This window comes from Bradyrhizobium sp. UBA2491, assembly GCF_002341725.1.
Taxonomy (GTDB): Bacteria; Pseudomonadota; Alphaproteobacteria; order Rhizobiales; family Xanthobacteraceae; genus Bradyrhizobium.
On sequence record NZ_DDOP01000066.1, the window covers coordinates 87,223 to 111,418 of the forward strand.

The window sequence follows — 24,196 nt, forward strand, 5'->3', positions numbered from 1 at the left end:
CGTTCCCCAACGCCCCGACAGATTCCCAACCTACCGCTCAGCTTGTAACCAAATTTGCCAAGGCGGCAAACTTACTAGAGCTGAACATTTCCATTTTCGTTCCAAGACGTTGCCCATTGGCAACGCCACAGAAAAGCCCTGATTCAGGACCCAGCGATTCTAAGGATGTCGTTATACGTCGCGAACACCATCAGCATCAGAACCAAACCCAGTCCGATTCGGAAACCCACTTCCTGCGTCCGCTCCGAGAGCGGACGGCCGCGCAGCGCTTCGGCGCTGTAAAACAGCAGGTGGCCGCCGTCCAAAAGCGGGATCGGGAACAGGTTCAGCAGCCCGATCGAGACCGACAGGATGGCACACAGATTGACAACGAACTGAAAACCCGCGCTCGCGGCCTGCCCGGACAGCTTTGCTATTCCAATGACGCCGCTCACCTCCCCGGGATTGCCGGTTCCGACGAACAGCGACCCGAGGAACTTGAACGTGCTGGAAATGATGTACCAGACCTGCTCGACCCCGATCTTCAGGGCTTCCAGGACGCCGACCGGCGCGCTGGTCGCCTCACCGACCTGAGCCTTATGCTCGATCCCGAGCACGCCGATCTTGTGCGCGTTGCCGAACGGATCCTTGACCTCCCTGAGCGCCGGCGTCGCTTTGAGCGCGACAATCGCGCCATCCCGCTTCACCTTGAACCCAAGCTCTGAACCGGCGCTCGATGCTACGATCCGTTGCATGTCGGCAAAGCTCTGGATCGCACTGCCGTCGATCTCCGTGACGACATCGCCGACCTTGAAACCGGCATTGGCGGCAACACCTTCGACCACCAGACCGTCGACCCGGGCAATCGTGCTCGGTTTGCCGTAATACAGCGCCATCGCCGCGAAAATCAGCGCGCCGAGGATGAAGTTCGCGATCGGGCCGGCGGCCACGATGGCGGTGCGCTTGCCAACCGACTTATGATGGAAGCTGCCCTCGCGCTCTTCCGCCGTCATGGTGGACAGCGTCTGGGTCGACGGCGTCGATGCCTCGCTGTCGTCGCCGAAGAACTTGACGTAGCCACCAAGCGGGATGGCCGAGATCTTCCAGCGCGTGCCATGCCGGTCGTTGAAGCCGGCGAGCTCCGGCCCGAAGCCGAGCGAGAATGTCAGCACCTTCACGCCAGCCCAGCGCGCGACCAGAAAGTGGCCGAGCTCGTGAAAGAAAACAACGATCGTCAGGACGAATAGAAACGGAACGATATAACCGAGGAGCCCATGGCTCAACGCATTGATACTATGAAGAAAAAACTCGGGCATCCGATTTCCCCTCGACAAGAGCCAAAGGCTCCGTCCCCAACCCTCTAGGATGCCTTTAAGGCAATTTGAGGCAATAGGGCGGCAGCTTTATTTCGCGAGATATGGTCAACGGAAATCGCGTCATCCGCCGAATGCAGTGGTGGCTGATTCCCCGACCTGATCCAATCATTCATCGTCGCCTCGACCAGCCGCGCGATCGCGCCGAACTTGATCTTGCCGGCGATGAACGCTGCGACCGCGATCTCGTTCGCGGCATTGTAAACCGTGGTCGCGCCGTGCCCGAGCCGCAACGCCTCGTAAGCGAGCCGCAGGCCCGGAAAGCGCTGGAAGTCCGGGACCTCGAAGGTGAGCTGCCCGATCTTGGCAAGATCGAGCTTGGCTGACGGGCCGACGATACGCTCGGGCCAGCCCAGGCAATGCGCGATTGGAATCCGCATGTCCGGGGTGCCGAGCTGGGCCATCACCGAGCGGTCGGAGAACTCGACCATGCCGTGGATGATCGACTGCGGATGCACCAGCACGTCGATCTCGTCGGGCGCCAGCGCGAACAGATAGGACGCCTCGATCACCTCGAGGCCCTTGTTCATCATCGATGCGGAATCGATGGTGATCTTCTGGCCCATGCTCCAGTTCGGATGCTTCAGCGCCTGTTCCAGCGTGGCCTGCTCGATGTCGGCGGGCGCCCAGGTGCGGAACGGTCCGCCGGACGCGGTGATGATCACCCGCACCAGCTCTTCCCGATTGCCGGAACCCAGCGCCTGGAACAGCGCATTGTGCTCGGAATCCGCGGGCAGGATGCAGGCGCCGGCCTTCTTGGCCCGCTCCATGAAGATGTCGCCGGCGCAGACCAGGCACTCCTTGTTGGCGAGCGCCACCGTGGCGCCGCGATCGACCGCGGCAAGCGCGGGCTTCAGCCCGGCCGCCCCGCTGACCGCCGCCATGACCCAATCGGCCGGACGTGCGGCCGCCTCGATGATGGCACTCTCCCCGGCCCCGCACTCGATCCGGGTTCCAGCCAGTGCGTCCTTCAGCTCGGAAAGTTTGCTGGCATCGGCAATGGCGGCGAACCGCGCGCCGAACTCCCTGGCAAGCTTGGCCAGTGCCTCGACATTGCTGTTCGCGGTCAGCGCCTCGACCTGGTAGCGGTCGCGCGCGCCACGCAGCAGATCCATCGTGCTGTCGCCGATCGAGCCGGTGGCACCGAGGACGGTCACGGTCCGCGCGGCTGACGCCACCGCGGCCTTGTTGTTACGCAATGGAACTGCGCTCATCTCATCACCAAACCATAAGACCGCGCCCAACGCCATCGGCGCCACCGCGGAGAAAGCCGAAAATCGCCGCCACAATGACGGCTGCGACAAATCCGTCCAGGCGGTCCAGCAGGCCGCCATGGCCGGGAATGATATGGCTCGAATCCTTCACGCCGAACCGGCGCTTGACGGCGGATTCGAACAGGTCGCCGAGCTGCGACACCACCGACAACACGGCACCGAGCAGCAGCAGCGGCCCGGTGGTGCCGATCTCGAAGACGGCAAAGCCGGCCGCGACGAGCAGGCTCGCCACGAAGCCACCGATAGCGCCCGCCCAGGTCTTCTTCGGGCTGACCCGCACCCAAAGCTTGGGACCGCCGATGCTGCGACCCGCGAAATAGCCGCCGATATCGGTGACCCACACGATCAGCAGCACGAACATCAGGGCGGCAAAGCCCTTCACCATATCGAGCCGCAGCAGCACGGACGCGATCTCGGCAGCGGCGGCGTAGAGCAATCCGGCAACCGCCCAATTGCGCCGTGCCCCCGAAGTCAGAACCACCACGACCGCACCGACGGCGATCACGACCAGGGCCGCGTCCAGTCGACCGGCCATCAGGCAAAAACCGGCGAGCAGCAGCGCGAGCACACCCGGCACCATGGCGCGGAGTTCACGCCCTTGTCCGGTGACCGCAAGCCATTCCGCGAACAATCCGACCGACACCAGCGTCACCAAGAGCGACCAGGCGACGCCACCCAGATAGGCCAACCCGATCGCGAGCGGCGCCAGCACCAGCGCCGCGACCACGCGCATCACGAGGTTGCGCGACCCCTGTTCGCTTGCTGCCGCCGGCGCGGCTTCGCCCTCGCTCACGAGCCGGTTTTCGCGGCGAGGCCGCCGAACCGGCGCTCGCGCTTGCCGTATTCCGCGATCGCGCCTTCGAGCGCCGCTTTGTCGAAATCCGGCCAGTGAATCGGTACGAACACCAGCTCGCTATAGGCAGCCTGCCACATCAGGAAGTTCGACAGACGCTGCTCGCCGCTGGTGCGGATGATCAGATCCGGATCCGGAATGTCGGGCGCGTCGAGATATTGTCCGAGCGTGTCGGCATCGATCGAGCTGGCGTCACGCTTGCCGTCGGCGACCTCGCGCGCAAGCCGCCGCGCCGCGGCGGCGATCTCCGCCCGCGAACCATAGTTGAAGGCGACCACGAGGTTGAGCTTGACGTTGTTGCGGGTCAGCTCCTCGGCCTCGCTGAGCAGCGCGCAGATGTCGGGATCGAGCCCGTCGCGCGCGCCGATCACGCGCACGCGCACGCCGTCGCGATGCAGCGTCGCCAGATCGTTGCGGATGAAGCGCCGCAGCAGGCCGAACAGATCGCCGATCTCGCTCGCCGGCCGCGACCAGTTTTCCGAGCTGAACGAGAAGATCGTGAGATAGAGGATGCCAAGTTCATGGGCCGCACGGACCACGCGGCGGAGCGCCTCGACGCCACGGCGATGGCCCTCGACGCGCGGCAGGCCGCGCGAAGCGGCCCAGCGCCCGTTGCCGTCCATGATGATCGCCACATGCAACGGACTGCCGGAGCGATCCGGTCCGTCAGTTGCTGGGGCGGCGGCGTTCGACATCGGCTGTTCCCGGGTGCTTCTCAGACCGTCAGGATTTCCTTTTCCTTGGCGGCAAGCAGCTGATCGATTTCGACGATCATGCCGTCGGTCGCCTTCTGCACCTCGTTCGACAGGCGCTCCTGATCGTCCTCGGAGATCTCGTGATTCTTCTCGAGCTTCTTGATTACGTCGAGGCCATCGCGGCGCACGTGGCGGACCGCGACTTTCGCCGCTTCCGCGTATTTATGCGCGACCTTGACGAGCTCCTTGCGGCGCTCCTCGTTGAGCTCGGGAATCCGCAGGCGCAGCACCTGGCCTTCGGTCGCCGGCGACAGGCCGAGGTTGGAATCGACGATCGCCTTTTCGACCGCCTTCACCATCGTCTTGTCCCAGACCTGCACCGACAGCAGGCGCGGCTCGGGCACGCTGATGGTCGCAACCTGGTTGAGCGGCATATGCGAGCCGTAGGCCTCGACCTGGACCGGCTCCAGCATGGAGGCCGCGGCGCGGCCGGTACGCAGACCGCCGAGCTCGTGCTTGAGCGATTGTGTGGCGCCCTGCATGCGGCGCTTCACGTCGTTGATGTCAAAACCAGGTGCGGCCATGACGTTCTCCCTTTCATTAGAAACCGGCTGCCGACGCCCTCGGGTCCAAAGTCTGGACCCGGAGGCGCAGCAATCAGCCGGCGACGACCGTGCCGTGTCCGGATCCGCGCAGAATCGCACCGATCGAACCGGGCTCCGCGATCGAGAACACGATGATAGGCAGCGACGTCTCGCGGGCAAGCGCGAAAGCGGTCGCGTCCATGACCTTGTAGCCGCCCTCGATCGCCTGCGAATGGGTCAGTCGGTCGAAGCGCTTGGCTTTGGGGTCCTTCTTCGGATCGGCGCTGTAGACGCCGTCGACATTGGTGGCTTTCAGCACCGCCTGCGCGCCGATCTCGGCCGCGCGCAGCACGGCAGTGGTATCGGTGGTGAAGAACGGATTGCCGGTTCCGCCGCCGAGCAGGACGATACGACCCTCGGCGAGGTATTTGTGCGTCGCACTACGGGTGAACAGCTCGGAAATCTCCGGCATCACGAATGCCGACAAGGTCCGCGCTGGTGTCCCCTTGCGCTCGATCGCCGCCTCGAGCGCGAGGCAGTTCATCATGGTCGCAAGCATGCCCATGGTGTCGCCGGTCGGCCGCGAAACGCCGCGCGCGGATACCTCGACGCCGCGGACGATGTTGCCGCCGCCGATCACGACCGCGACCTCGACGCCGAGCTTGCGCGCCGCGATCAGGTCGTCGGCAACACGATCGACCGTCGGCTGATCGATACCGAAGCCGTGAGAGCCGGCCAGATATTCGCCGGACAGCTTGATCACCACGCGACGATAGATCGGCTCGGCCATGATGCGATCGCTTTCTTGTCCCGCGCAGGCAGGCCTCCGGCGCGCACGCCGGACGCCCGCTGTCAGCGGTTACTTCTTGCCGCTGGCGGCCGCGACTTCGGCAGCGAAGTCGCTTTCCTGCTTCTCGATTCCCTCACCGAGAGCATAGTTCACAAAACCGGCGATTTTGATCGGGCCGCCGACCTTACCCTCAGCTTCCTTCACCGCCTGGGCAACCGACTTGCCGCTGTCGTGGATGAAGGCCTGATCGAGGAGGCAGACCTCCTTGTAGTAGGTCTTCAGGCCGGAATCGACGATCTTCTCGATAACGTTCTCCGGCTTGCCCTGCTGGCGGTACTTGTCGGCCAGCACGTCCTTCTCGCGCTTGACGGTCTCCGGATCGAGCCCGGCCGGGTCGAGCGCCAGCGGCTTCGCGGCGGCAACGTGCATCGCGAGCTGGCGGCCGAGCACTGCGAGTTCGTCGGTCTTGCCGGCCGACTCCAGCGCCACGATCACGCCGATCTTGCCGGCGCCCTCGACGACGGCGTTGTGGACGTAGCTCGACACCACGCCCTTGCTCACCTCGAGCGACGCGGCGCGGCGCAGCGACATGTTCTCGCCGATGGTGGCGATCGCGTCCGAGATCGCGCGCTCCACCGTGAAGTCGCCAACCTTGGCGGCCTTGATGGCCTCGACGTCGGAGCCGTGCTTCAGCGCGACCTGCGCGATCATCTTGACCAGGCCCTGGAACTGCTCGTTGCGCGCAACGAAGTCGGTCTCGGAATTGACCTCGACCAGCACGCCCTTGGTGCCCGAGGTCAGCGCGCCGATCAGGCCCTCGGCGGCGACGCGGCCGGCCTTCTTGGCGGCCTTGGAGAGGCCCTTCTTGCGCAGCCAATCCTGCGCAGCGGTCATGTCGCCGTCGGTCTCGGTCAGCGCTGCCTTGCAATCCATCATGCCCGCGCCGGTCGACTCGCGGAGTTCCTTGACCATCGCTGCGGAGATCGTTGCCATCGTTCAATGTCCTTCTTGCCTGTACGGAAAGCGCGGCGCCCGATGGCGCCGCCGTCGGCGACAGGGAAATCGTTGTTCGTGGAATAGAAGCGGCGGCCGGGAAACACCCGGCCGCACCGCGTAACTTTTATTCCGCTTCGGCGAGCGTCTTGGCCTGGGCGACCCAGGCGTCGGCACGGCTCGGCAGACCGACTTCTTCGCCGATCTTGTGCGCGGTGTCGTGGTCGAGCTCGGCGAGCTGCCAGTAGTGGAAGACGCCGAGGTCGTTGAGCTTCTTCTCGATCGCACCGGACACGCCGGTGAGCTTCTTGAGGTTGTCGGCGGTGCCACGAGGACCGGCGAGCCCCTGGAAGCCGGACGGCGCGGCCGCCGGGAGGTCTTCCTGCACGGGCGCGGCCGAGGCACCGATATCGATGCCGGAATCACCCTGGGCGCGGGAGATGCCATCGATGGCGGCGCGCGCGACGAGGTCGCAATACAGCGAGATCGCGCGGCCGGCGTCGTCATTGCCCGGCACCACATAGGTGATGCCCTTCGGGTCCGAATTGGTGTCGACGATCGCGGCGACCGGGATGTTGAGCCGCTGGGCTTCCTGGATCGCGATGTCTTCCTTGTTGGTGTCGATCACGAAGATCATGTCGGGAAGACCGCCCATGTCCTTGATGCCACCGAGCGAACGGTCGAGCTTGTCGCGCTCGCGTTGCAGCGTCAGCCGCTCCTTCTTGGTGTAGGAATTGGCTTCGCCGGACGACAGCACGTCGTCGAGGTGACGCAGGCGCTTGATCGAGGCCGAGATCGTCTTCCAGTTGGTCAGCGTGCCGCCGAGCCAGCGCGAATTGACGAAATACTGCGCCGAACGCTTGGCAGCGTCGGCGACGCCGTCCTGCGCCGAACGCTTGGTGCCGACGAACAGGATGCGGCCGCCCTTGGCGACGGTATCGCTGACCGCCTGAAGGGCACGGTGCAGCATCGGCACGGTCTGCGCGAGGTCGATGATGTGGATGTTGTTGCGGGCGCCGAAGATGTAATCCTGCATCTTCGGGTTCCAGCGGTGGGCCTGGTGGCCAAAATGAACGCCAGCTTCAAGCAACTGACGCATAGAAAAATCGGGCAGCGACATAGTGATAATTCTCCGGTTGGTTCCTCCGGAAACGTGTGAGCAGACGAGCCTTATGGCCCGGCTGCCACCGGACGGCCTTTTGAGCCATGTTTCCGTGTGAGATGGCGCGGTATATAGCGCGATTTGCGCCAGAAGCAAGGAAATACGGCCGGTTACGCCGGCCGGATAGGCCCAAATCGAGCCGAAACGGCCCTGTTTGGCGGCCCAAGGGCTAGCGCGGGCGAGCGCGGCCAAAATATCGAAAAACAACCCCATGCAAAGGAGCTGGCAACCTACAGCGTCTGCACGTCGACCACGCCGGCGACCGCCTTGATTGCGCCGGCGATCTGCGGCGAGACCTTGTAGCGGCCGGGCAGCTTCATCTCCACCTCGGTCTCGAGGTCGAGCATCATCACCAGCGAGACGTCGCCGTCGGCTGCACCTGCCGGCGGCGCGGCTGCCGGTGCGGACTTGGCCGCCGGCGGCCTTGCGGCGCCACCCGGCGCGGGTGCGGCATCCGGCATGTTGAGCCGGCGGGCGATCGACTCCAGCGGCTTGGTGTCGCGCACGAAGATGCGCAGCCCCTTCTGGGTCTTGGCGGCGGCGTGATCCAGCGGTTCGGCGTGCAGCACCCTCGCCCGCACGTCCTCGCCCTGCAATTCGGCGCCGAGTTGCAGCAGCACGGCGGCGCCCGGCTCGAGCACGTCGCGGTACTGCGCGAGCCCTTCGGAGAACAATACGGCCTCGAAATGGCCGGTCGGGTCGGACAGGCCCATGATGCCCATCTTGTTGCCGGTCTTGGTGCGCCGCTCCATGCGCGACACCACGGTTGCCGCGACCTTGCCCGCGGTCGCGCCGGTCTTCACCGCGCGCGAGAATTCCGCCCAGGATTGCACCCGCAGCCGTTTCAGCGCGGTGGCGTAGTCGTCGAGCGGATGGCCCGACAGGAAGAAGCCGATCGCGTCATATTCGCGTCGCAGGCGGTCCGCCGGCAGCCACGGCTCGACCTGCGGCAGCATGATGCTGGGCGCATCCGGCGCGCTGCCGAACATGTCGTTCTGGCCTGACGTGGCCGCCTCGTGGCTGCGCTGGCACGCCGCGAGGATCGAATCGGCGCCAGCGAACACGCGCGCGCGATTCGGATCGAGCGTGTCGAACGCGCCAGCCGCCGCGAGACTCTCGATGATCCGCTTGTTGACGGCGCGCGGGCTGACCCGCGCAGCGAAGTCGGCCAGCGAGGTGAAAGCGCCCTTCTTGTTGCGCTCCTCGATGATCTGCTCGACGGCCTGGATGCCGACGCCCTTCAGCGCCGCGAGCGCGTAGTAGATCGTATTGTCGCTGACCTCGAAGGTGGCGCCGGAACGATTGATGTTGGGCGCCTCGACCTTGATGCCGAGCCGCTGCGCCTCGGAGCGGAATTCGGACAGCTTGTCGGTGTTGTTGAGTTCGAGCGTCATCGACGCTGCGAGGAACTCGACCGGATAATGCGCCTTCATGTAGGCGGTGTGGTACGACACCAGGGCATAGGCCGCCGCGTGGCTCTTGTTGAAGCCGTAGTCGGCGAACTTGGCGAGCAGTTCGAAGATCGTCTCCGCCTGGCCCTTCGCTACGCCGTTCTTCATCGCGCCGGCGACGAAGATGTCGCGCTGCTTGTCCATCTCGGCGCGGATCTTCTTGCCCATCGCGCGGCGCAGCAGGTCGGCCTGGCCGAGCGAATAGCCTGCCATCTGCTGCGCGATCTGCATCACCTGTTCCTGATAGATGATGACGCCGAACGTCTCCTTCAGGATCGGCTCCAGGATCGGATGCAGATATTCCGATTCCTCGTCGCCGTGCTTGCGCGCGCAATAGGTCGGGATGTTGGCCATCGGACCCGGGCGATACAGCGCCACCAGCGCGATGATGTCCTCGAAGCGGTCCGGCCGCATGTCGATCAGCGCGCGCCGCATGCCCTGGCTTTCCACCTGGAACACGCCGACCACATCGCCCCGCGCCAGCATCTGGTAGCTCGCCGCATCGTCGATCGGCAGCGTGGCGAGGTCGACATCAACGTCGCGCTGCTTGAGCAGCTTCACCGCGACGTCGAGCACCGTCAGCGTCTTGAGGCCAAGGAAGTCGAACTTCACGAGACCCGCGGGCTCGACCCATTTCATGTTGAACTGGGTGACCGGCATGTCGGATTTCGGATCGCGATACATCGGCACCAGCTCGCTCAGCGGCCGGTCGCCGATCACGATACCCGCGGCGTGGGTCGAGGCGTGCCGCGTGAGACCTTCGAGGCGCTGCGCGATGTCGAAGGCGCGCGCCACCACCGGGTCCTCGTCGCGGAACGCTTGCAGCTTGGGCTCGCCCTCGATCGCCTGCGCCAAGGTCACGGGAGCCGCGGGATTCTGCGGCACCAGCTTGGTCAGCTTGTCGACCTGCCCGTACGGCATCTGCAACACGCGCCCGACGTCGCGCAGCACGCCGCGCGCCTGCAACGTACCGAAGGTAATGATCTGCGCCACCTGGTCGCGGCCGTAGCGCTCCTGCACGTACTGGATCACCTCGCCGCGGCGGTCCTGGCAGAAGTCGATGTCGAAATCCGGCATCGAGACGCGTTCCGGATTGAGGAAGCGCTCGAACAGCAGCGCGAATCGCATCGGGTCGAGGTCGGTGATGGTCAGCACCCAGGCGACCAGCGAGCCCGCGCCGGAGCCGCGGCCCGGTCCGACCGGGATGCCCTGCGCCTTCGCCCATTTGATGAAGTCCGACACGATCAGGAAGTAGCCCGCGTATTTCATGCGGGTGATGACGTCGAGCTCGAAGGCGAGTCGCTTGCTGTAGTCCTCTTCGGTCATGCCCGGCGAGAGACCGTGCACCCGCAGGCGATTCACGAGGCCCTCCTCGGCCTGGCGCTTCAGCTCGGCGGCCTCGTCGGCGGCGGCATCTGCGCTGGCGGCGGCACCGACGGTGAAGAACGGCAGAATCGGCTTGCGGGTCTTCGGCCGGAACGAGCAACGTTCGGCGATCTCGACCGTCGAGGCCAACGCCTCCGGGATGTCGGCGAACAGCACCGCCATTTCGGCGCGGGTCTTGAAGCGGTGATCCGGGGTCAATTGCTCGCGGTTGGTCTCGGCAATCAGATGGCCGCCGGCGATGCACAGCAGTGCGTCATGCGATTCGTAGTCGTCGCTGCTGGCGAAATACGGCTCGTTGGTCGCCACCAGCGGCAGGCCCTTCGCATAGGCGAGATCGATCAGCCCGCCCTCGGTGCGGCGCTCCTTGTCGATGCCATGGCGCTGCAATTCGACATAGAGGCGGTCGCCGAACAGGCTGGCCAGTCGTTCGCAACGGGTGGTCGCCAGCGCTGCCTGCTCGGCACGCAGCGCCAGCGCGATCGGCCCGTCCGGACCGCCGGTCAGCGCGATCAGATCCTCGGCGGCGTCGGTGAGCCAGTCGAGCTTGATGTGCGGTGTCTGGTTCACCGGCGTCTCCAGGAACGCCCGCGAGTTCAGCCGCATCAGGTTCTGGTAGCCGCGCTCGCGTGCCGCCAGCAGCACGATTCGCGTCGGTCCGGTGGTCGCCAGGATGCTTCGCGTGTTGGGGTCGACGTCGCCGAAATCGACCGCAACCTCACAGCCGACGATCGGTTGGATGCCGTAGCCGGCCATCTTGTCGGAGAATTCCAGCGCCCCGAACATGTTGTCGGTGTCGGTCAGCGCCAGCGCCGGTTGGCGGTCGGCCTTCGCAAGCTCGCCGAGCTTGGCGATCTTGATCGAGCCCTTCAGCAGCGAATAGGCGGAATGGACGTGAAGATGAACGAATCCGGCATTCGGCATGGCTGCTTACGGGGTCTCTTGAGGCAGGGATGGCGCGAGTGCCAAAGCCGGAGCGCGAAAGCGTCAGGCCCGACTCGCGCCCCATCGTGGCGCCTGGACCCCGCCAAGTCCACGCCGAACGCGGCGTGGTGGCAGGTCGTCCCGGTTTTCCCCAGCGGGCATTCGAGGGTCGCCAGGGGCCAGCCATGCCCCTACCCTCGCGGGGAAATTTCAGAACTGGGTGATCAGCTGGGCCCATACCGCGATCATCCCGACGAACAGCGTGATCGATGCCAGCGCCGCAGCTTCCTGCACGAAAATCTTCAACATGGCCGCTCTCCCTGAACTGGAACGTATGCAGAACATTGTTCCTTTTTTGTTCTAGGAGTCAAGCGACGGTGGTGGAGCAGTTTGGAAACTGTCCCCGAAAGGAATCCCTTGGTTAATCATGGCAGGAGTTGGCAGCGCGCCCGGCAGAGGTCCCATTCCCGGATTGCAGCGAGAACACCGCAGTTGGTTGGGGTCTCTGGGCCGCGTTGGATCCGCAGCGATCGAGAACGATGGTCAATCCGTGCCGGCAACAAAAAACCCCGGGCCGAAGCCCGGGGTTTTCGATGTCGCTTGAATTAAGCGAGCGATCAGTAACGCGCGATGATCGGGCCACCGAACTTGTAGTTCAGACGGCCGAGGACCATGTCGGTGTCGCCACCGGTGTAGAAGCCGGGAACCGCGACGCCGGTCGGGGTCACGAACGTTGCACCGTGGCTGTCCTCGAAGATGTGGTTGTATTCGACGCCGAGCGACCAGCCCTGCGAGAATGCGAATTCGAGGCCAACACCAACGGTCGGGCTCCAACGGGTGTCGTAGCCGGTCTGCGAAGCCAGACCACCACCGGGCGCCAGGAACTGGTAGTTGCGATCGGTGACCGCAGCACCGCCCTTGGCGTACAGCAGGACGTTGTTCCAGGCGTAGCCGATCTGACCGGTGAACAGGCCGAACGCATCGGTCTTCGAGCGAACGGTGCCGCCCGGGACGACGATGTTGCCGGTGCTGCCCGAGAAGTCAGCCCAGTTGCCCTGAGCTTCCAGACCGAACACCCAGCCGCCAGCCTGCCAGCGGTAGCCAACCTGACCACCGACGGTTCCACCGTTGGCGTCGTAGCTGCCAACGCCGCCGACACCGGCGATGCCACGGTTGTCGTGGCTCTGGCCCCAACCACCGTTGATACCGATGTAGAAGCCGGTCCAGTCATAAACAGCGGCAACCATGGGCGGCGGAGCCTTGGTGTAAGGGCGAGCCGCGAGGTCAGCCGCGGAAGCAGCCGTCGCGCTGAGCGCAATCATGCTGGCGGTGACAAGCAAAATCTTCTTCATTTTTCCCGTTCCAACTTTTTCTACAGGCCCCCAAGGCCGCGAGACACCGTCATAGCAGCCCTCATCGGAATTGCTGTAACTTCGCTGCAACAGGAGGGCCCAAACGACTTCGCTCAAATTTGAAGTTAATACTGTATTACGGGCACTTCTTGGAACTTTTGCCACATAGCCGCCGCACAATTTTCACAATTCAAATCTGCGTGCACAGTTGCGCGAAAGATCGAGTTGACCGGAACCCGCTTGTCCGATTTGGATCCTCACCGGGACTGAAATTTTCGCGAGCCAAAGGAATGCACATGCGGACGATGATTCTCGCTGCGGCGTCTGTCGCCGCACTCGCCGGGCTCGGCGCGGCGCCCGCGCATGCGGTCGGCGTGCGTTACCCGTTCTGCATTCAGGGCGACCGCTACCCTGGTCTCAGCACCTGCTCGTACCCGTCCTATCAGGCGTGTATGGCCACCGCGTCGGGCATCGGGCAGACCTGCGTCGCCAACCCATATTATGCCGGCGACAACGATCCGCGCTCCTATCTTCACACGCGCGCGCGGGAGCGTGGCGACAGCTTCTTCGACCTGTTCATCCACTGACACAGCGAGTTGCAGACAACCAAATTGCAGGCAACGCCGACGCGAATGTGAGTTGATGCATATTCGGTTGCGTCGCCTACTGGCGCGACGTCGGCGCGTCCTCGCGGACGGCTGATTGACCGGAGATTCCGATGCGCTTCCTGATTCTGGCCTTGCTCGCTGTCGGCACCGTCGCAAGCACGCCGGCAACCGCGCAGAAATACGATTCGACCTCGCCGGTCTGCAAAACCAACTATCGATGGGGCGGCGAGGATACCGACTGCGGCTACACGTCGCTGGCGCAGTGCCAGGCCTCGGCATCCGGCCTGTCCGCGGTGTGCATCAACAATCCCTATTACGCGGGGCCGCCGCTCGATCGGCGGCCGCACGCGTCCGGCAAACGATCGCACCGGGCCTATTGAGACCAGGCTGTGAGCAGCCGGGCCGGCTTCACTCGACAACGCTCTATTCGAGCTCGACGATCTGCCCGTTCGCAAGCGAGACCCGGCGATCCATCCGCGCGGCGAGATCGAGATTGTGGGTCGCGATCAGCATCGCGACCCGGGTCGCTTTGACGAGTTGCATCAACGCGTTGAAGACGTGATCGGCGGTGCCGGGATCGAGATTGCCGGTCGGCTCGTCCGCGAGCAGCACCCTTGGGGCGTTGGCAACCGCGCGCGCGATCGCCACGCGCTGCTGCTCGCCGCCGGAGAGCTCGGCCGGACGATGGGTGATGCGGTCAGCGAGCCCGAGATAGGACAGGATCTCGGTCGACCGTTTCACGGTCTCGGAGCGCTTCAGCCCGCGAATCATCTGCGGCAGCATGACGTTCTCGAGCGCCGAGAACTCCGGCAGCAGCCGGTGCGACTGATAGACGAAGCCGATATCGGAACGGCGAATCTGCGTGCGGTCGACGTCGGACATCTGCGAGGTCGGCGTGCCGGAGACGTAGACCTCGCCATCATCGGGGCTCTCCAGCAGGCCCGCGATGTGCAGCAATGTCGACTTGCCTGATCCCGACGGCGCCACCAGCGCCACCGACTGACCCGGCCACAGCGCCAGCTTGGCGCCGTTGAGGACCGTCAGCGTCGCTTCGCCCTGCCGGTATTCCCGCTTGATATCATGAAGATAGACGACCGGTACGTCTTCAGCCCCCTCAGCCATGCGTGCGCCTCACTCGTACCGGAGCGCATCGACCGGATCGAGGCGCGCGGCACGCCACGACGGGTAGAGCGTCGCCAGGAAGGACAGCGTCAGCGCCATGATCAAGACGGCGAGCGTCTCGCCGAAGTCGACCTCGGCCGGCAGTTTCGAGAGGAAATACAACTCGGGCGAGAACAGCTCGGTGTTGGTCAGATATGACAGGAATTGCCGGATCGATTCGATGTTCAGGCAGATCAGCATGCCGACCGCAAAGCCGGTCAGCGTTCCGACCACGCCGATCGAGGCGCCGGTGATCAGGAATATCCGCATGATCGAGCCTTGCGAGGCGCCCATGGTGCGCAGGATCGCGATGTCCTGGCCCTTGTCCTTCACCAGCATGATCAGCCCCGAGACGATGTTGAGCGCCGCGACCAGCACGATCATGGTCAGGATCAGGAACATCACATTGCGCTCGACTTGCAGCGCGTTGAAGAAGGTCGAGTTGCGCTGTCGCCAGTCGACCAGGAAGACCGGCCGCCCGGCCGCCTCCGTCACCAGCTTGCGATAGGTGTCGATCTTGTCCGGATTGGTGGTGAACACCTCGATCGAGGACACATCGTTGTTGCGGTTGAAATAGGCCTGCGCTTCGGCCAGCGGCATGAACACGAAGGTCGAATCGTATTCCGACATGCCGATCTCGAACACCGCCGATATCCGGTAGGGCTTGATGCGCGGCGTGGTGCCCATCGGCGTCACCGCGCCCTTCGGCGAGACCAGCGTGATCATGTCACCGGCATGCAGCGAGAGCTGATCGGCAAGACGCCGGCCGATCGCCACGCCCTGCCCCTCGTCGAACCCCTCGAGCGTGCCCTGCTTGATGTTCTTGGCGATCGAGGTCAGGTTGTTGAGGTCGTCGGCCCGGATGCCGCGGATGAAGACGCCGGCGGCGTTGAACGGCGAGGATCCGAGCCCCTGCCCGTCCACGACCGGCGCCGCGAGCCGAATGCCCTGGACCTGGCTGATGCGGTCGGCGACGTCCTTCCAGTCGGTCAGCGGCGATTCCAGCGGCTGCACCAGAAGGTGCCCGTTAAGGCCGAGGATCTTGTCCAGCAGTTCCTTGCGGAAGCCGTTCATGACCGCCATCACCACGATCAGCGTGGCGACGCCGAGCATGATGCCGAGGAACGAAAAGCCGGCGATGACCGAGATGAATCCTTCCTTGCGGCGCGCGCGCAAATAGCGTCCGGACAGCAGCCATTCGAATGGCGCAAAAGGCGGGGTACGGACTGGCTCGTTCATGGTCTCATCCATCTCTCGATAATCCCATGATTCGGGCCAAATGTGGCCGGATTACCCCGCCGATCACGCGGCGTGAATAAACTTTAACCCGCGAGCTTCGCGACGACGTCGGCCGGGCTCATATTGTCGCGTGAACCGTCGCTGCGGCGCTTCACCTCGACCTTGCCCTCCGCGAGCCCCTTCGGCCCGACCAGAATCTGCCAGGGGATGCCGATCAGATCGGCCGCGGCGAACTTGGCGCCGGCACGCTGATCGGTGTCGTCGTAGAGCACGTCGACGCCCTTGGCGAGAAGATCGCGGTAAAGCTGTTCGCAGGCGCCGTCGACCGCGGCATCACCTTGCTTGAGGTTGAGGATCGCGGCGCGGAACGGCGCGACCGCCTCGGGCCATTTGATGCCGGCGTCATCGTGACAGGCCTCGATGATCGCGCCGACCAGACGCGACACGCCGACGCCGTAGGAGCCGCCATGGATCGGCACGTCGACGCCATCGGGACCGGCCACCATCGCCTTCATGACGTCGGAATATTTGGTACCGAAATAGAAGATCTGGCCGACCTCGATGCCGCGGGTGTTGAGTCGCTTCGCTTCAGGCACCTCCTGCTCGAAGCGCGCCGCCTCGTGGACGTCCTCGGTCGCAGCATAGACCGAGGTCCATTGCTTGATGATCGGCGTGAGGTCACCGTTGTAATCGACGTCCTCGCCCGGCACCGGCAGGTCCAGCACGTCGCGGTTGATGAAGACGCCGGACTCGCCGGTCTCCGCGAGCACGATGAATTCGTGGCTGAGATCGCCGCCGATCGGCCCGGTCTCGGCCCGCATCGGGATCGCCTTCAGGCCCATCCGCGCGAAGGTGCGCAAGTAAGCCACGAACATCTTGTTGTAGGAACGCCGCGCGCCGGCCTCGTCGAGGTCGAACGAATAGGCGTCCTTCATCAGGAATTCGCGACCGCGCATCACGCCGAAGCGCGGACGCTGCTCGTCACGGAACTTCCACTGGATGTGGTAGAGGTTGAGCGGCAGGTTCTTGTAGGACTTGATGTAGGAGCGGAAGATCTCCGTGATCATTTCCTCGTTGGTCGGTCCGTACAGCAGCTCGCGCTTGTGGCGATCGAGGATGCGCAGCATCTCCGGGCCATAGGCATCGTAACGACCGCTTTCACGCCAGAGATCGGCAAGCTGCAACGTCGGCATCAACAGCTCGAGCGCGCCGGCGCGGTCCTGCTCCTCGCGGACGATCTGCTCGATCTTCTTCAGCACCCGGAAGCCGAGCGGCAGCCAGGCATAGATGCCGGCCGCCTCCTGCCGCATCATGCCCGCACGCAGCATCAGCCGATGCGAGACGATCTCCGCCTCTTTCGGATTTTCTTTCAGGATGGGCAGGAAAAACCGCGATAATCGCATGGCATTACTCGGGAATCAGGAAAGCGTGGGAAGAGTTGCAGTGAAACCGGATCGGCTGTGAAAACACAAGGCCGCCTCAGGTCAAAAACCCTTCAAATCAGGCGAATTTCGGCCATTTGATCGAATTGCGTCCCACCGATGTCCCCAGCGCGCGGACACCGGCCTCATCTGACCTCGAAATCGTCTTCCAGTGTCACTTTCGTGAAATCGGTCACCAGGGCATCGATCTGCATGTGCCAGCGGCCGGGGACCGGCAGCGGCACCTTCTTCACGTGCCAATAGCCATCGGGGCCGAGTGCGGCACTGCGTTCCATCGGCTCGACGCCGCGATCCGGCAGGCTCAGCGTCAACGTCGCCTCCTTGGCTGCGAACGGGCTGGCATCGCCGTTCATCAATTGCAGCACGAAGTCGTTCTGCCCGACCTTGCCCGGCGCGATCAGCACCTGGAACATCGCCGCATCGGTGTGGATGTGGACCGCGAGCGGAACGTCGGTCGACATCGCCAACACGCGCGGCGGCGGCGTAAAGCGCCATAATGCGACGAGGCCAAGGATGCCGATCATCAGCACGAATTCGAGCGCGATCGAGCGCTGTAGCGGTCGCGTGCGATGCAAATCGCGCGCGATGGCGGGCGTGAACACCAGCCGGTTCAGCGCGGCAAGCGCCAGCAGCAGCGACACCAGCGCAAGCTTGGCCAGCAGGACGTTGCCATATCCGGTGTCGAACAGCGCGCCGAAACTCTCGAGCTGGACGACGGCGAGCGCGAGGCCCGACAGGGCGATCAACGCCACCACCGGCACCGCGAATATCGAAAAGCGCGTCAGCACCGGCAACAGCGAGTCCTTGCGCTGCCAGGCCAGCACCGCCAGTGGCGCGAGCGCACCCATCCAGAACGCCAAGCCAACGCCATGGCTGAACAGCGCCGTGCGGGTCAACCATTGTGGCGAAGCCGTCGCGGCATGGCCGCTGACCGCAAGCGACAAGCCGACGCAGATCATTGCGACAGCGGTGCCGACAAGGGCCACACGGAATGACGGGCTGCGCCAGACGACCGCCGCGGTCAACATCGCGCCGATTGCCAGCAGCAGGGCCGGAAACAGGCTGGTGCCGGCGGCACTAGCCCATGCCGCCCAGGTCAGGATTCCCGTGATTGGCAGGTTCAGCAGGTCGACACCTTGCAGGCCAAGCGAGCTGACCGCACCGACCAGGCCGATCGCCAACGACCACATGATCAGCGGTCCGCCGGCCGGCCCCTGCCCGATCCACGCGGCAAAGAACACGCCGCCGACGCCGGCGAACAGGCCCAGATAGAGCCCGAGCCGTGCCAGCCAGATCAGCGCGTGGAGCACGCCGTCGCCGGATGGCGCCGCCGAGCCGGTGACGACCCCGATCGAGAACAGCAGCGAACCCGCCACCGGATGGCCGTCCTGCGATACGACGCGATAGCTCACCACCTGCGTCCCCTGCGGCAGGTCCGACGGCAGCGTGACCATCACCGATTGATCGAGGGCGCGGAACGCGACGTCACGCGGCTTGCCGGCGGCGTCGAGCAGGCTGACCGCCGTCGGCGCCACCGCTTCGTTGAAGCGGAGCACCAGCATTTTCGGTGCTTCCGCCAGCACGCTGCCGTCCGCCGGCTCGGCGCCGATCAGGACGGCATGGGCATGAGCCGAGGTCGCAAGCCACAGCGCCAGCAGCAACGCGACGAGACTTGCTCTGACAAGACTTGCGACCAGCCGCACGGCTTCAGGACTTCGGCAGCAGTTTGACACCGGGCGCCGGCGTCTTGCTGCCATGGTCGTGGCCGCCGCCCTGCCCGTCGGCCGGAATATCGATCCAGCGGCTCACGCCCTGTTCGCATTCCTGCACCACGGGAAAATACAGCACGGTGTTCGGCTTCAGCGTATCGGTGAGGAACGTCTGCATCACGAACTCATCGTAGTTCTGGTCCGAGAGCTTGCCGCCGCTCCAGGCCACTTCCTTCACGCCCTCGGAGAGCTTGGCACCGTGATAGTCGTACTGCGTGGCGTATTTGCCGGTGACGATATCGAGCGTCCAGCCCGGCTTCGGCATCGGCTTCACCCCGATCACGCCCTCCGGAATCTGCACGCGAAGCTTGACCGTCGCCGATCCCGCGCAGCCATGCGGCACGGCGAACACCGCCTTGTAGTACGAGCCGACCGTCGTCTGCTTTGCCTCGAGCGTGACATGCGCGATCGCCGGCCGCGCTGCGAACAGCGCGGCCGTGACAATGAGGAGCGTCGATGACCGCATGGCCGCCTCACATCTTCTTCATGTCCATGTGACCGGAATGGTCGCCATGGCCGGAATGATCGCCACCCGGCGCCTGCGCGCCGACCGCCTGCACATCGAGCGAAACCGAGACCTTGCCGGCCTTCTCGAACTCCAGCGTCACCGGCACCTTGTCGCCCTGCTTCAGCGGGTTCTTCAGGTCGAACATCATCAGATGATAGCCGCCGGGTGCGAGCTTCACGGTCTTGCCGGGCTCGATGGTCAGGCCCTTGTCGAGCGCGCGCATCTTCATCACGCCATTGTCCATCGACATCTCGTGGACCTCGACCTTGCCGGCGACATCGGCGGAGCCTGACACCAGCCGATCCGGTGTCGTGCCCTTGTTCTCGATCGTCAGATAGCCGCCGCCGATCTTGGCACCGTTCGGCGTGGCGCGCGTCCAGGCCTGCGTGATCACGAGGTCACCGGCCTTGACGTCCTCGGCACGCGCGGAGGTGGACATGACAGCGGCCAGCGCTGCGAAAGCAAGGATACGGGAGAGCGTCTTCATGGCGACGGGGTCCTTTCAGGTTGAAGTCGTCGTGTCATCGGATTGCTGCGGCCTGGGCTTCAGACCATTTGTTCAGATCGGCCATTTCGGCCGACCCTTCGATCGTCGTGATGGTCCCATCACGGGCAATCAGCATGGTTCGCGGGATATCGCCTTGCCAGGCCGGATCGATCTCGAAGCGCAACCGCTCGGCGAAGCCGTCGCCGAACATCCAGTTCTCGGCTGATGCCAGCCCTGCGCTAGCCAGCATCGATCGGGTCGCCTCCGGCAGGTTCGGCACCAGGTCGGCGCTGATCGTCACGACGTCGATCCCGGGATGATCCTTCATGAACTGGCCAAGCTGCGGCAACTCGACCTTGCAGGGTCCGCAGGTGACGCCCCAGAAATGCACCAGGGTCGGATGCCCGGCATGCGCATGCAGCAGCTTCTGCCAGCTGCCGCGTTCGAACGGCTTGGGTGCGCCCGCGTCCACCGCCAGCCCGGGCGACAGCGTTGCGAGCAGGATCAGGGTCGCGAGGAAGCGGCGCTTCATGGTTCGCCCTCGATCGCTTGAAAATGATAACCGTCCGCCTTCGTCATCCACGACAAATAGGTCTGCCGGCCATCGGTCACGAGCAGCGGATGATCGGAACTGTCGCTGGTGTCAGCAATGACGGCGGGTTTCGACCAGCTCGCTCCGTCGTCGTGCGACATCATCAGATTGATCGAGGTCTTCTGGCCGTCGAACTCCTTCCACGCCATCACCAGCCCCTGCGGGCCTGCGATGATCTGCGGCCGCGACGGGCTCCGGTTCGGTTGCCCGATCGGAAGCGGATCGGAGAAGGTTTTGCCGCCATCGCGCGACCGCGCGTAGAACAATCCCTTGCGCGCCTTGCCGTTGGTGTACCAGGTCACATGATAGGTGCCTTCACGCGAAATGGTCAGGCTCGGCCCATGATGCGGACAGGCCGCGATCTGCCAGTCGTCGCGGCTCACCCGATGCAGTTCGCCGGGCGTGGCCAGATCGGTAAATGTCACGATCGCATGGTCGCGCACACCGCCTTCGAAGATGTTTCGAAACACCACCACCGGACGGCCTGCGCCATCGAACGCCAGGGCGAGACGGCAGCACTCGCAGGTATTGTCGGCCGCCAGCCGCGCGTCGGAATAGGTCGCGCCATCGTCCTTCGACGACGCGAAGAACAATCCGGCACCGTCATACTTCTCGCCCCGCTGTTGCGCCGGCACACGGTTGCGCTTGTCGAGCCAGACCGCGAACACCGTGCCGGCGGGATCGAAGCCGATCGCCTCGAAGCGCTGGCTCTCATTGTTTGCGGTGATCGGCTTCGGCGGATCGAAAGTGCGCCCGCCATCGGTCGAACGCGAGGTCAGCACCTGGCCGTTGAAGGCCTGATCGCGAAAGATCGAGAACGCCAGCGCGATGTCTCCCCTGGCGTCGATCGCAAGCTTCGGGCGCGCATCCGGGCCCCAATCCAAATTGAGCCGGTCCCGCGTCACCTGCACCGGCGCGGAAAAGCTCTTGCCCCGATCCTTCGAGCTCGCGACCGATATCTGACCTCCGGCCATCCAGGCCAGCCACAACGTCCCGTCCGGCCCGAACGCCGGAGTGACCTTGCTCGCGCAACGCAGGATGGTTTCCTCGCACGCCGCTTCCGAGGCGTGCTGGTGACTCATCTGCGCCCTGGCCGGATCGGGCAAGGTCCCGAGCAGCAGCATCGCCAGCGCGATCCGAACGGCAGGTCTGCGAGACGTCATCGATGCGCTCCTCATTTGAACGCGATCTTCATGCCCGCGACAAACGCCCGCGGCGATCCGGCATAGATCGAGCCGGTGGTGTTCGCCAGTATGCTCGCGGGATTTTGAACGCCCGCCGCCGTCACCGAGTTGGCGATATTGTTCGCGGAGGCGATGTAGGTTCGGTCGAACACGTTCCGCACCTCGAGATACAGATTCAGCGACTTGAAATAGTCGGAGATCAGACCTGTCGTGTAGTGAACGTTGAGATTGACCAGTTCGTAACCCGGCGCCCGCAGCAGATTGGCGTTGTCCATGTAGAAGCCATCCTTCCACTGGACTTCGACGAACCCGCCGAGTCCCAGGAACGGCCCCGACATTTGGTCGTAGCCCAAACGCGTCGTCAGCTCATTTGGCGAAATGCCGGGAATCTTGTTGCCGACCCGATTGAATGTGAAGCCGCTGATGCTTTCCGTGTAGTCGGTATATACCTCGTCCAGATAGGTGTAGGCCGCCGTGAACTGCCATCCCTGGTAAAAGGCCCATTGGGCGGCAAGTTCGACGCCGCGATGCTCCGAGCGCGGTGCATTGAAGGTGTATGTAACGCCCGCCACCGGCGTCGCCTGAGAAACAAGCTCATTGTTGAAGAACTCGTAGAAGGCGGTGGCGCTGACCTTCACGCTCTTGTTGGGGGACCAGTCCGCGCCGAGGTCGTAGCCGAGGTTGGTCTGGGTCTTGAGCGACGTGTTGTTGCCCGATAACCCACTCGGCAGAACGAACAGATTGCTGACTTGCGGCGTACCGTAGCCGGTCGCCACGCGAGCGCGTAGTTGCCATTCATTGTCCGGCTTGTAGATCAGCGCGAACTCCGGCGCGGTATTGGTGAACACAGGCGCCGCTTTCGTCACGGTGGCTCCCACGATTGCGGGATTGTTGATGACCGGATAGGACAGCGCGGTGTTGACACCGTTCAGCGTGGTCGTTTCCCAGCCGATCCCGGCGATCGCCGTCACCGTCGGAATCAGCTTGATCTCTTCCCGCGCCCGGACGCCATAATTGGTTGTCGATTGATACAGGCTGCTCTGTGGCAGTCCGAGTGTCGCATTGCCCGCAGGCGAAACGTTCCAGGTCGTGCCGGTCGTCGTGAGGGTGTTGTACCAACCGCCGACCATCGTGGTCGAATCCATCCCAAGCAATTCGCCGCGCTTGGTCAAATCGCTCATGAAATTGTACGAAGGATAGTCACCCAGCGCGCTGGTCGATCCCGTCGGCTGATTGATGTTCCTGTCGTCGAACACGAACTGGTTGCGCCACGTCGTCGTGTTGTCGAAATCGTGCTCCCAGCGGCCGCCAACGATCGTCCGGCGGTCATCGCGGCCGAGGCCGGCTTGCACCGCAGTCTCGGTGGATTTGGTTCCGTTGAAGCCGTTGTTGAACAGGGAGACGGTTCCGCAGCCAGGTGCCGCCGTGGCGCCGGTCGCGCAGCCCTGCTGGAACGGGTTCTGGTAGAACTGGTTGAGCGACGAGCGGATCGGCAGGCGCGCCGTCAGATCGTTGTTGATCAGCTTGAACGTGAAGCGGTCGTCCGGCGTCGCCTGCAAGGTGCCGAGGAAGTTGACAGTCTGGGTATTGAACCAGCTGTTGCCGATATAGCCATCGCCGCGCGCGTCGCTGGCGAACAGCGAGCCCTCGAAATTGCCGACCTTCTTGCCGGCGGCCAGATAATTGTTGAGATAGCCGAAGCTGCCGCCGTCGACGCCGTATTCGACGCCGTCGATGGTGCCGCCCGGCCGGGTCCGGAAGTTCAAGGCGCCGCCGGTCGCGTAATTGCCGTACAGCGCCGACGATGGCCCGCGGACCACGTCGATCGCGCCATAGGCATGCGGATCGATCAGGTCGCTGCGCGACAGGCCGTCGGGCTGGGTGACCGGGAACCCGTCGTCGAAGATGACGAGGTTGCGGATGCCGAAGCCGTTGCGGGCGTTCGAGCCGCGGATCGAGATCCCGAAGTCACGCGGGCCGTTGCCCTGCTTGATCGAGATGCCCGGGCTGTCGCGCAGCACGTCGGCGACCGAAAACGACGGTCGGTTGTCGAACTGGCTGCGGTCGATGGTGGTCTGGGTCTGGCCGGCTGGCGCCCGGTTCAAACCATCCCGCGCCGCCCCGGCCGTTTCCCCCGGCTTGGCGCCGCCGGCCGCAGCCACCGCGGGCGCGGCTCGCGGCTTGGGCGGCCGCCGGACCGATGCGGTACGCGCGTGCGGCCTGGCCGCGACGCGCTTGGCACGCGCCGCCGGCTGCGGTGCCTCGACCGTGACTGACGGCAGCGCGGTCTGGGCCTTTGCCCAACAATTAATCGTGGAAAGGGCCGCGCCCAGCATCAGCGCGCTTGCCCCACCCCGTGGGTGAAACCGAAACATGGAAGAATCCTGACACCG

General features: G+C 64.4%; 21 protein-coding genes. 2 read left to right on the top strand and 19 right to left on the bottom strand.

The annotated features are described in order from the left end of the window. Nucleotides 1-143: 143 nt before the first annotated feature. The 10 genes from rseP to B2W55_RS22220 form a co-directional block, all read right to left on the bottom strand. Nucleotides 144-1,295, bottom strand: coding sequence for an RIP metalloprotease RseP (gene rseP / locus B2W55_RS22175; protein ID WP_024583517.1), 1,152 nt, complete (start codon nucleotides 1,293-1,295; stop codon nucleotides 144-146). A 44-nt stretch (nucleotides 1,296-1,339) separates the two neighbouring features. Beyond that, nucleotides 1,340-2,566, bottom strand: a complete 1,227-nt coding sequence (gene dxr, locus B2W55_RS22180) for a 1-deoxy-D-xylulose-5-phosphate reductoisomerase (RefSeq protein ID WP_024583516.1) — start codon at nucleotides 2,564-2,566, stop codon at nucleotides 1,340-1,342. Nucleotides 2,567-2,570: 4 nt separating this feature from the next. Further along, the gene (locus B2W55_RS22185; RefSeq protein ID WP_024583515.1) at nucleotides 2,571-3,419 is read right to left on the bottom strand and encodes a phosphatidate cytidylyltransferase; all 849 of its coding nucleotides are present in this window, start codon (nucleotides 3,417-3,419) and stop codon (nucleotides 2,571-2,573) included. After that, nucleotides 3,416-4,174 carry an isoprenyl transferase gene (locus B2W55_RS22190; RefSeq protein WP_024583514.1) on the bottom strand — a complete coding sequence of 253 codons (759 nt, stop codon included), beginning with the start codon at nucleotides 4,172-4,174 and terminating at the stop codon, nucleotides 3,416-3,418. Before B2W55_RS22190 ends, B2W55_RS22185 begins: the two co-directional genes overlap by 4 nt. Before the next feature lie 20 nt (nucleotides 4,175-4,194). Next, complete coding sequence (frr, locus tag B2W55_RS22195; protein WP_024583513.1) at nucleotides 4,195-4,758, bottom strand: ribosome recycling factor; 564 nt, start codon at nucleotides 4,756-4,758, stop codon at nucleotides 4,195-4,197. Between the two features lie 73 nt (nucleotides 4,759-4,831). Next, a complete protein-coding gene (gene pyrH, locus B2W55_RS22200; RefSeq protein ID WP_024583512.1) occupies nucleotides 4,832-5,548 on the bottom strand; it encodes a UMP kinase in 717 nt (238 codons plus the stop codon). A 69-nt stretch (nucleotides 5,549-5,617) separates the two neighbouring features. Beyond that, nucleotides 5,618-6,541, bottom strand: coding sequence for a translation elongation factor Ts (gene tsf / locus B2W55_RS22205; protein ID WP_024583511.1), 924 nt, complete (start codon nucleotides 6,539-6,541; stop codon nucleotides 5,618-5,620). A 127-nt stretch (nucleotides 6,542-6,668) separates the two neighbouring features. Beyond that, a complete protein-coding gene (locus B2W55_RS22210) occupies nucleotides 6,669-7,661 on the bottom strand; it encodes a 30S ribosomal protein S2 (protein ID WP_029879753.1) in 993 nt (330 codons plus the stop codon). A 272-nt stretch (nucleotides 7,662-7,933) separates the two neighbouring features. Beyond that, nucleotides 7,934-11,461 carry a DNA polymerase III subunit alpha gene (gene dnaE, locus B2W55_RS22215; protein WP_024583509.1) on the bottom strand — a complete coding sequence of 1,176 codons (3,528 nt, stop codon included), beginning with the start codon at nucleotides 11,459-11,461 and terminating at the stop codon, nucleotides 7,934-7,936. A 617-nt stretch (nucleotides 11,462-12,078) separates the two neighbouring features. Further along, nucleotides 12,079-12,813: an outer membrane protein gene (locus tag B2W55_RS22220; protein ID WP_024583508.1), complete on the bottom strand. Its 735-nt coding sequence runs from the start codon at nucleotides 12,811-12,813 to the stop codon at nucleotides 12,079-12,081. 296 nt (nucleotides 12,814-13,109) lie between these two features. Between B2W55_RS22220 and B2W55_RS22225 the strand changes: the two genes are divergently transcribed. Beyond that, entirely contained in the window at nucleotides 13,110-13,400 is a 291-nt protein-coding gene (locus tag B2W55_RS22225; RefSeq protein WP_024583507.1) for a DUF3551 domain-containing protein, read from the top strand. Between the two features lie 131 nt (nucleotides 13,401-13,531). Further along, the gene (locus B2W55_RS22230; RefSeq protein ID WP_024583506.1) at nucleotides 13,532-13,801 is read left to right on the top strand and encodes a DUF3551 domain-containing protein; all 270 of its coding nucleotides are present in this window, start codon (nucleotides 13,532-13,534) and stop codon (nucleotides 13,799-13,801) included. 43 nt (nucleotides 13,802-13,844) lie between these two features. Here B2W55_RS22230 and B2W55_RS22235 read toward each other — a convergent pair whose 3' ends face one another. The 9 genes from B2W55_RS22235 to B2W55_RS22275 form a co-directional block, all read right to left on the bottom strand. Continuing rightward, on the bottom strand, nucleotides 13,845-14,543 hold the full coding sequence (locus tag B2W55_RS22235) for an ABC transporter ATP-binding protein (RefSeq protein ID WP_024583505.1): 699 nt from the start codon (nucleotides 14,541-14,543) through the stop codon (nucleotides 13,845-13,847). 9 nt (nucleotides 14,544-14,552) lie between these two features. Beyond that, the gene (locus tag B2W55_RS22240) at nucleotides 14,553-15,833 is read right to left on the bottom strand and encodes a lipoprotein-releasing ABC transporter permease subunit (protein ID WP_024583504.1); all 1,281 of its coding nucleotides are present in this window, start codon (nucleotides 15,831-15,833) and stop codon (nucleotides 14,553-14,555) included. A 71-nt stretch (nucleotides 15,834-15,904) separates the two neighbouring features. Next, complete coding sequence (gene proS, locus B2W55_RS22245) at nucleotides 15,905-17,224, bottom strand: proline--tRNA ligase (RefSeq protein WP_024583503.1); 1,320 nt, start codon at nucleotides 17,222-17,224, stop codon at nucleotides 15,905-15,907. A 164-nt stretch (nucleotides 17,225-17,388) separates the two neighbouring features. After that, nucleotides 17,389-18,966 (bottom strand): copper resistance CopC/CopD family protein, encoded by a 1,578-nt coding sequence (locus tag B2W55_RS22250; RefSeq protein ID WP_024583502.1) that lies wholly within the window; start codon nucleotides 18,964-18,966, stop codon nucleotides 17,389-17,391. A gap of 4 nt (nucleotides 18,967-18,970) precedes the next feature. Then, nucleotides 18,971-19,498 (bottom strand): YcnI family protein, encoded by a 528-nt coding sequence (locus tag B2W55_RS22255; protein ID WP_024583501.1) that lies wholly within the window; start codon nucleotides 19,496-19,498, stop codon nucleotides 18,971-18,973. A 7-nt stretch (nucleotides 19,499-19,505) separates the two neighbouring features. Further along, entirely contained in the window at nucleotides 19,506-20,027 is a 522-nt protein-coding gene (locus B2W55_RS22260) for a copper chaperone PCu(A)C (RefSeq protein ID WP_024583500.1), read from the bottom strand. A gap of 34 nt (nucleotides 20,028-20,061) precedes the next feature. After that, complete coding sequence (locus B2W55_RS22265; RefSeq protein WP_024583499.1) at nucleotides 20,062-20,559, bottom strand: TlpA family protein disulfide reductase; 498 nt, start codon at nucleotides 20,557-20,559, stop codon at nucleotides 20,062-20,064. Continuing rightward, nucleotides 20,556-21,782, bottom strand: a complete 1,227-nt coding sequence (locus B2W55_RS22270; protein ID WP_024583498.1) for a sialidase family protein — start codon at nucleotides 21,780-21,782, stop codon at nucleotides 20,556-20,558. Before B2W55_RS22270 ends, B2W55_RS22265 begins: the two co-directional genes overlap by 4 nt. 11 nt (nucleotides 21,783-21,793) lie before the next feature. Then, nucleotides 21,794-24,178 (bottom strand): TonB-dependent receptor family protein, encoded by a 2,385-nt coding sequence (locus B2W55_RS22275; protein ID WP_024583497.1) that lies wholly within the window; start codon nucleotides 24,176-24,178, stop codon nucleotides 21,794-21,796. Between the last annotated feature and the right edge of the window lie 18 nt (nucleotides 24,179-24,196).

Coding starts and splice junctions, on each gene's coding strand:
- B2W55_RS22235 (WP_024583505.1), bottom strand. CDS start 14,543: ATGGCTGAGGGGGCTGAAGACGTACCGGTCGTCTATCTTCATGATATC.
- B2W55_RS22230 (WP_024583506.1), top strand. CDS start 13,532: ATGCGCTTCCTGATTCTGGCCTTGCTCGCTGTCGGCACCGTCGCAAGC.
- pyrH (WP_024583512.1), bottom strand. CDS start 5,548: ATGGCCGAGCCGATCTATCGTCGCGTGGTGATCAAGCTGTCCGGCGAA.
- B2W55_RS22220 (WP_024583508.1), bottom strand. CDS start 12,813: ATGAAGAAGATTTTGCTTGTCACCGCCAGCATGATTGCGCTCAGCGCG.
- B2W55_RS22270 (WP_024583498.1), bottom strand. CDS start 21,782: ATGACGTCTCGCAGACCTGCCGTTCGGATCGCGCTGGCGATGCTGCTG.
- B2W55_RS22255 (WP_024583501.1), bottom strand. CDS start 19,498: ATGCGGTCATCGACGCTCCTCATTGTCACGGCCGCGCTGTTCGCAGCG.
- B2W55_RS22265 (WP_024583499.1), bottom strand. CDS start 20,559: ATGAAGCGCCGCTTCCTCGCGACCCTGATCCTGCTCGCAACGCTGTCG.
- dxr (WP_024583516.1), bottom strand. CDS start 2,566: ATGAGCGCAGTTCCATTGCGTAACAACAAGGCCGCGGTGGCGTCAGCC.
- B2W55_RS22210 (WP_029879753.1), bottom strand. CDS start 7,661: ATGTCGCTGCCCGATTTTTCTATGCGTCAGTTGCTTGAAGCTGGCGTT.
- rseP (WP_024583517.1), bottom strand. CDS start 1,295: ATGCCCGAGTTTTTTCTTCATAGTATCAATGCGTTGAGCCATGGGCTC.
- dnaE (WP_024583509.1), bottom strand. CDS start 11,461: ATGCCGAATGCCGGATTCGTTCATCTTCACGTCCATTCCGCCTATTCG.
- frr (WP_024583513.1), bottom strand. CDS start 4,758: ATGGCCGCACCTGGTTTTGACATCAACGACGTGAAGCGCCGCATGCAG.
- B2W55_RS22275 (WP_024583497.1), bottom strand. CDS start 24,178: ATGTTTCGGTTTCACCCACGGGGTGGGGCAAGCGCGCTGATGCTGGGC.
- tsf (WP_024583511.1), bottom strand. CDS start 6,541: ATGGCAACGATCTCCGCAGCGATGGTCAAGGAACTCCGCGAGTCGACC.
- B2W55_RS22190 (WP_024583514.1), bottom strand. CDS start 4,174: ATGTCGAACGCCGCCGCCCCAGCAACTGACGGACCGGATCGCTCCGGC.
- B2W55_RS22240 (WP_024583504.1), bottom strand. CDS start 15,833: ATGGATGAGACCATGAACGAGCCAGTCCGTACCCCGCCTTTTGCGCCA.
- proS (WP_024583503.1), bottom strand. CDS start 17,224: ATGCGATTATCGCGGTTTTTCCTGCCCATCCTGAAAGAAAATCCGAAA.
- B2W55_RS22260 (WP_024583500.1), bottom strand. CDS start 20,027: ATGAAGACGCTCTCCCGTATCCTTGCTTTCGCAGCGCTGGCCGCTGTC.
- B2W55_RS22225 (WP_024583507.1), top strand. CDS start 13,110: ATGCGGACGATGATTCTCGCTGCGGCGTCTGTCGCCGCACTCGCCGGG.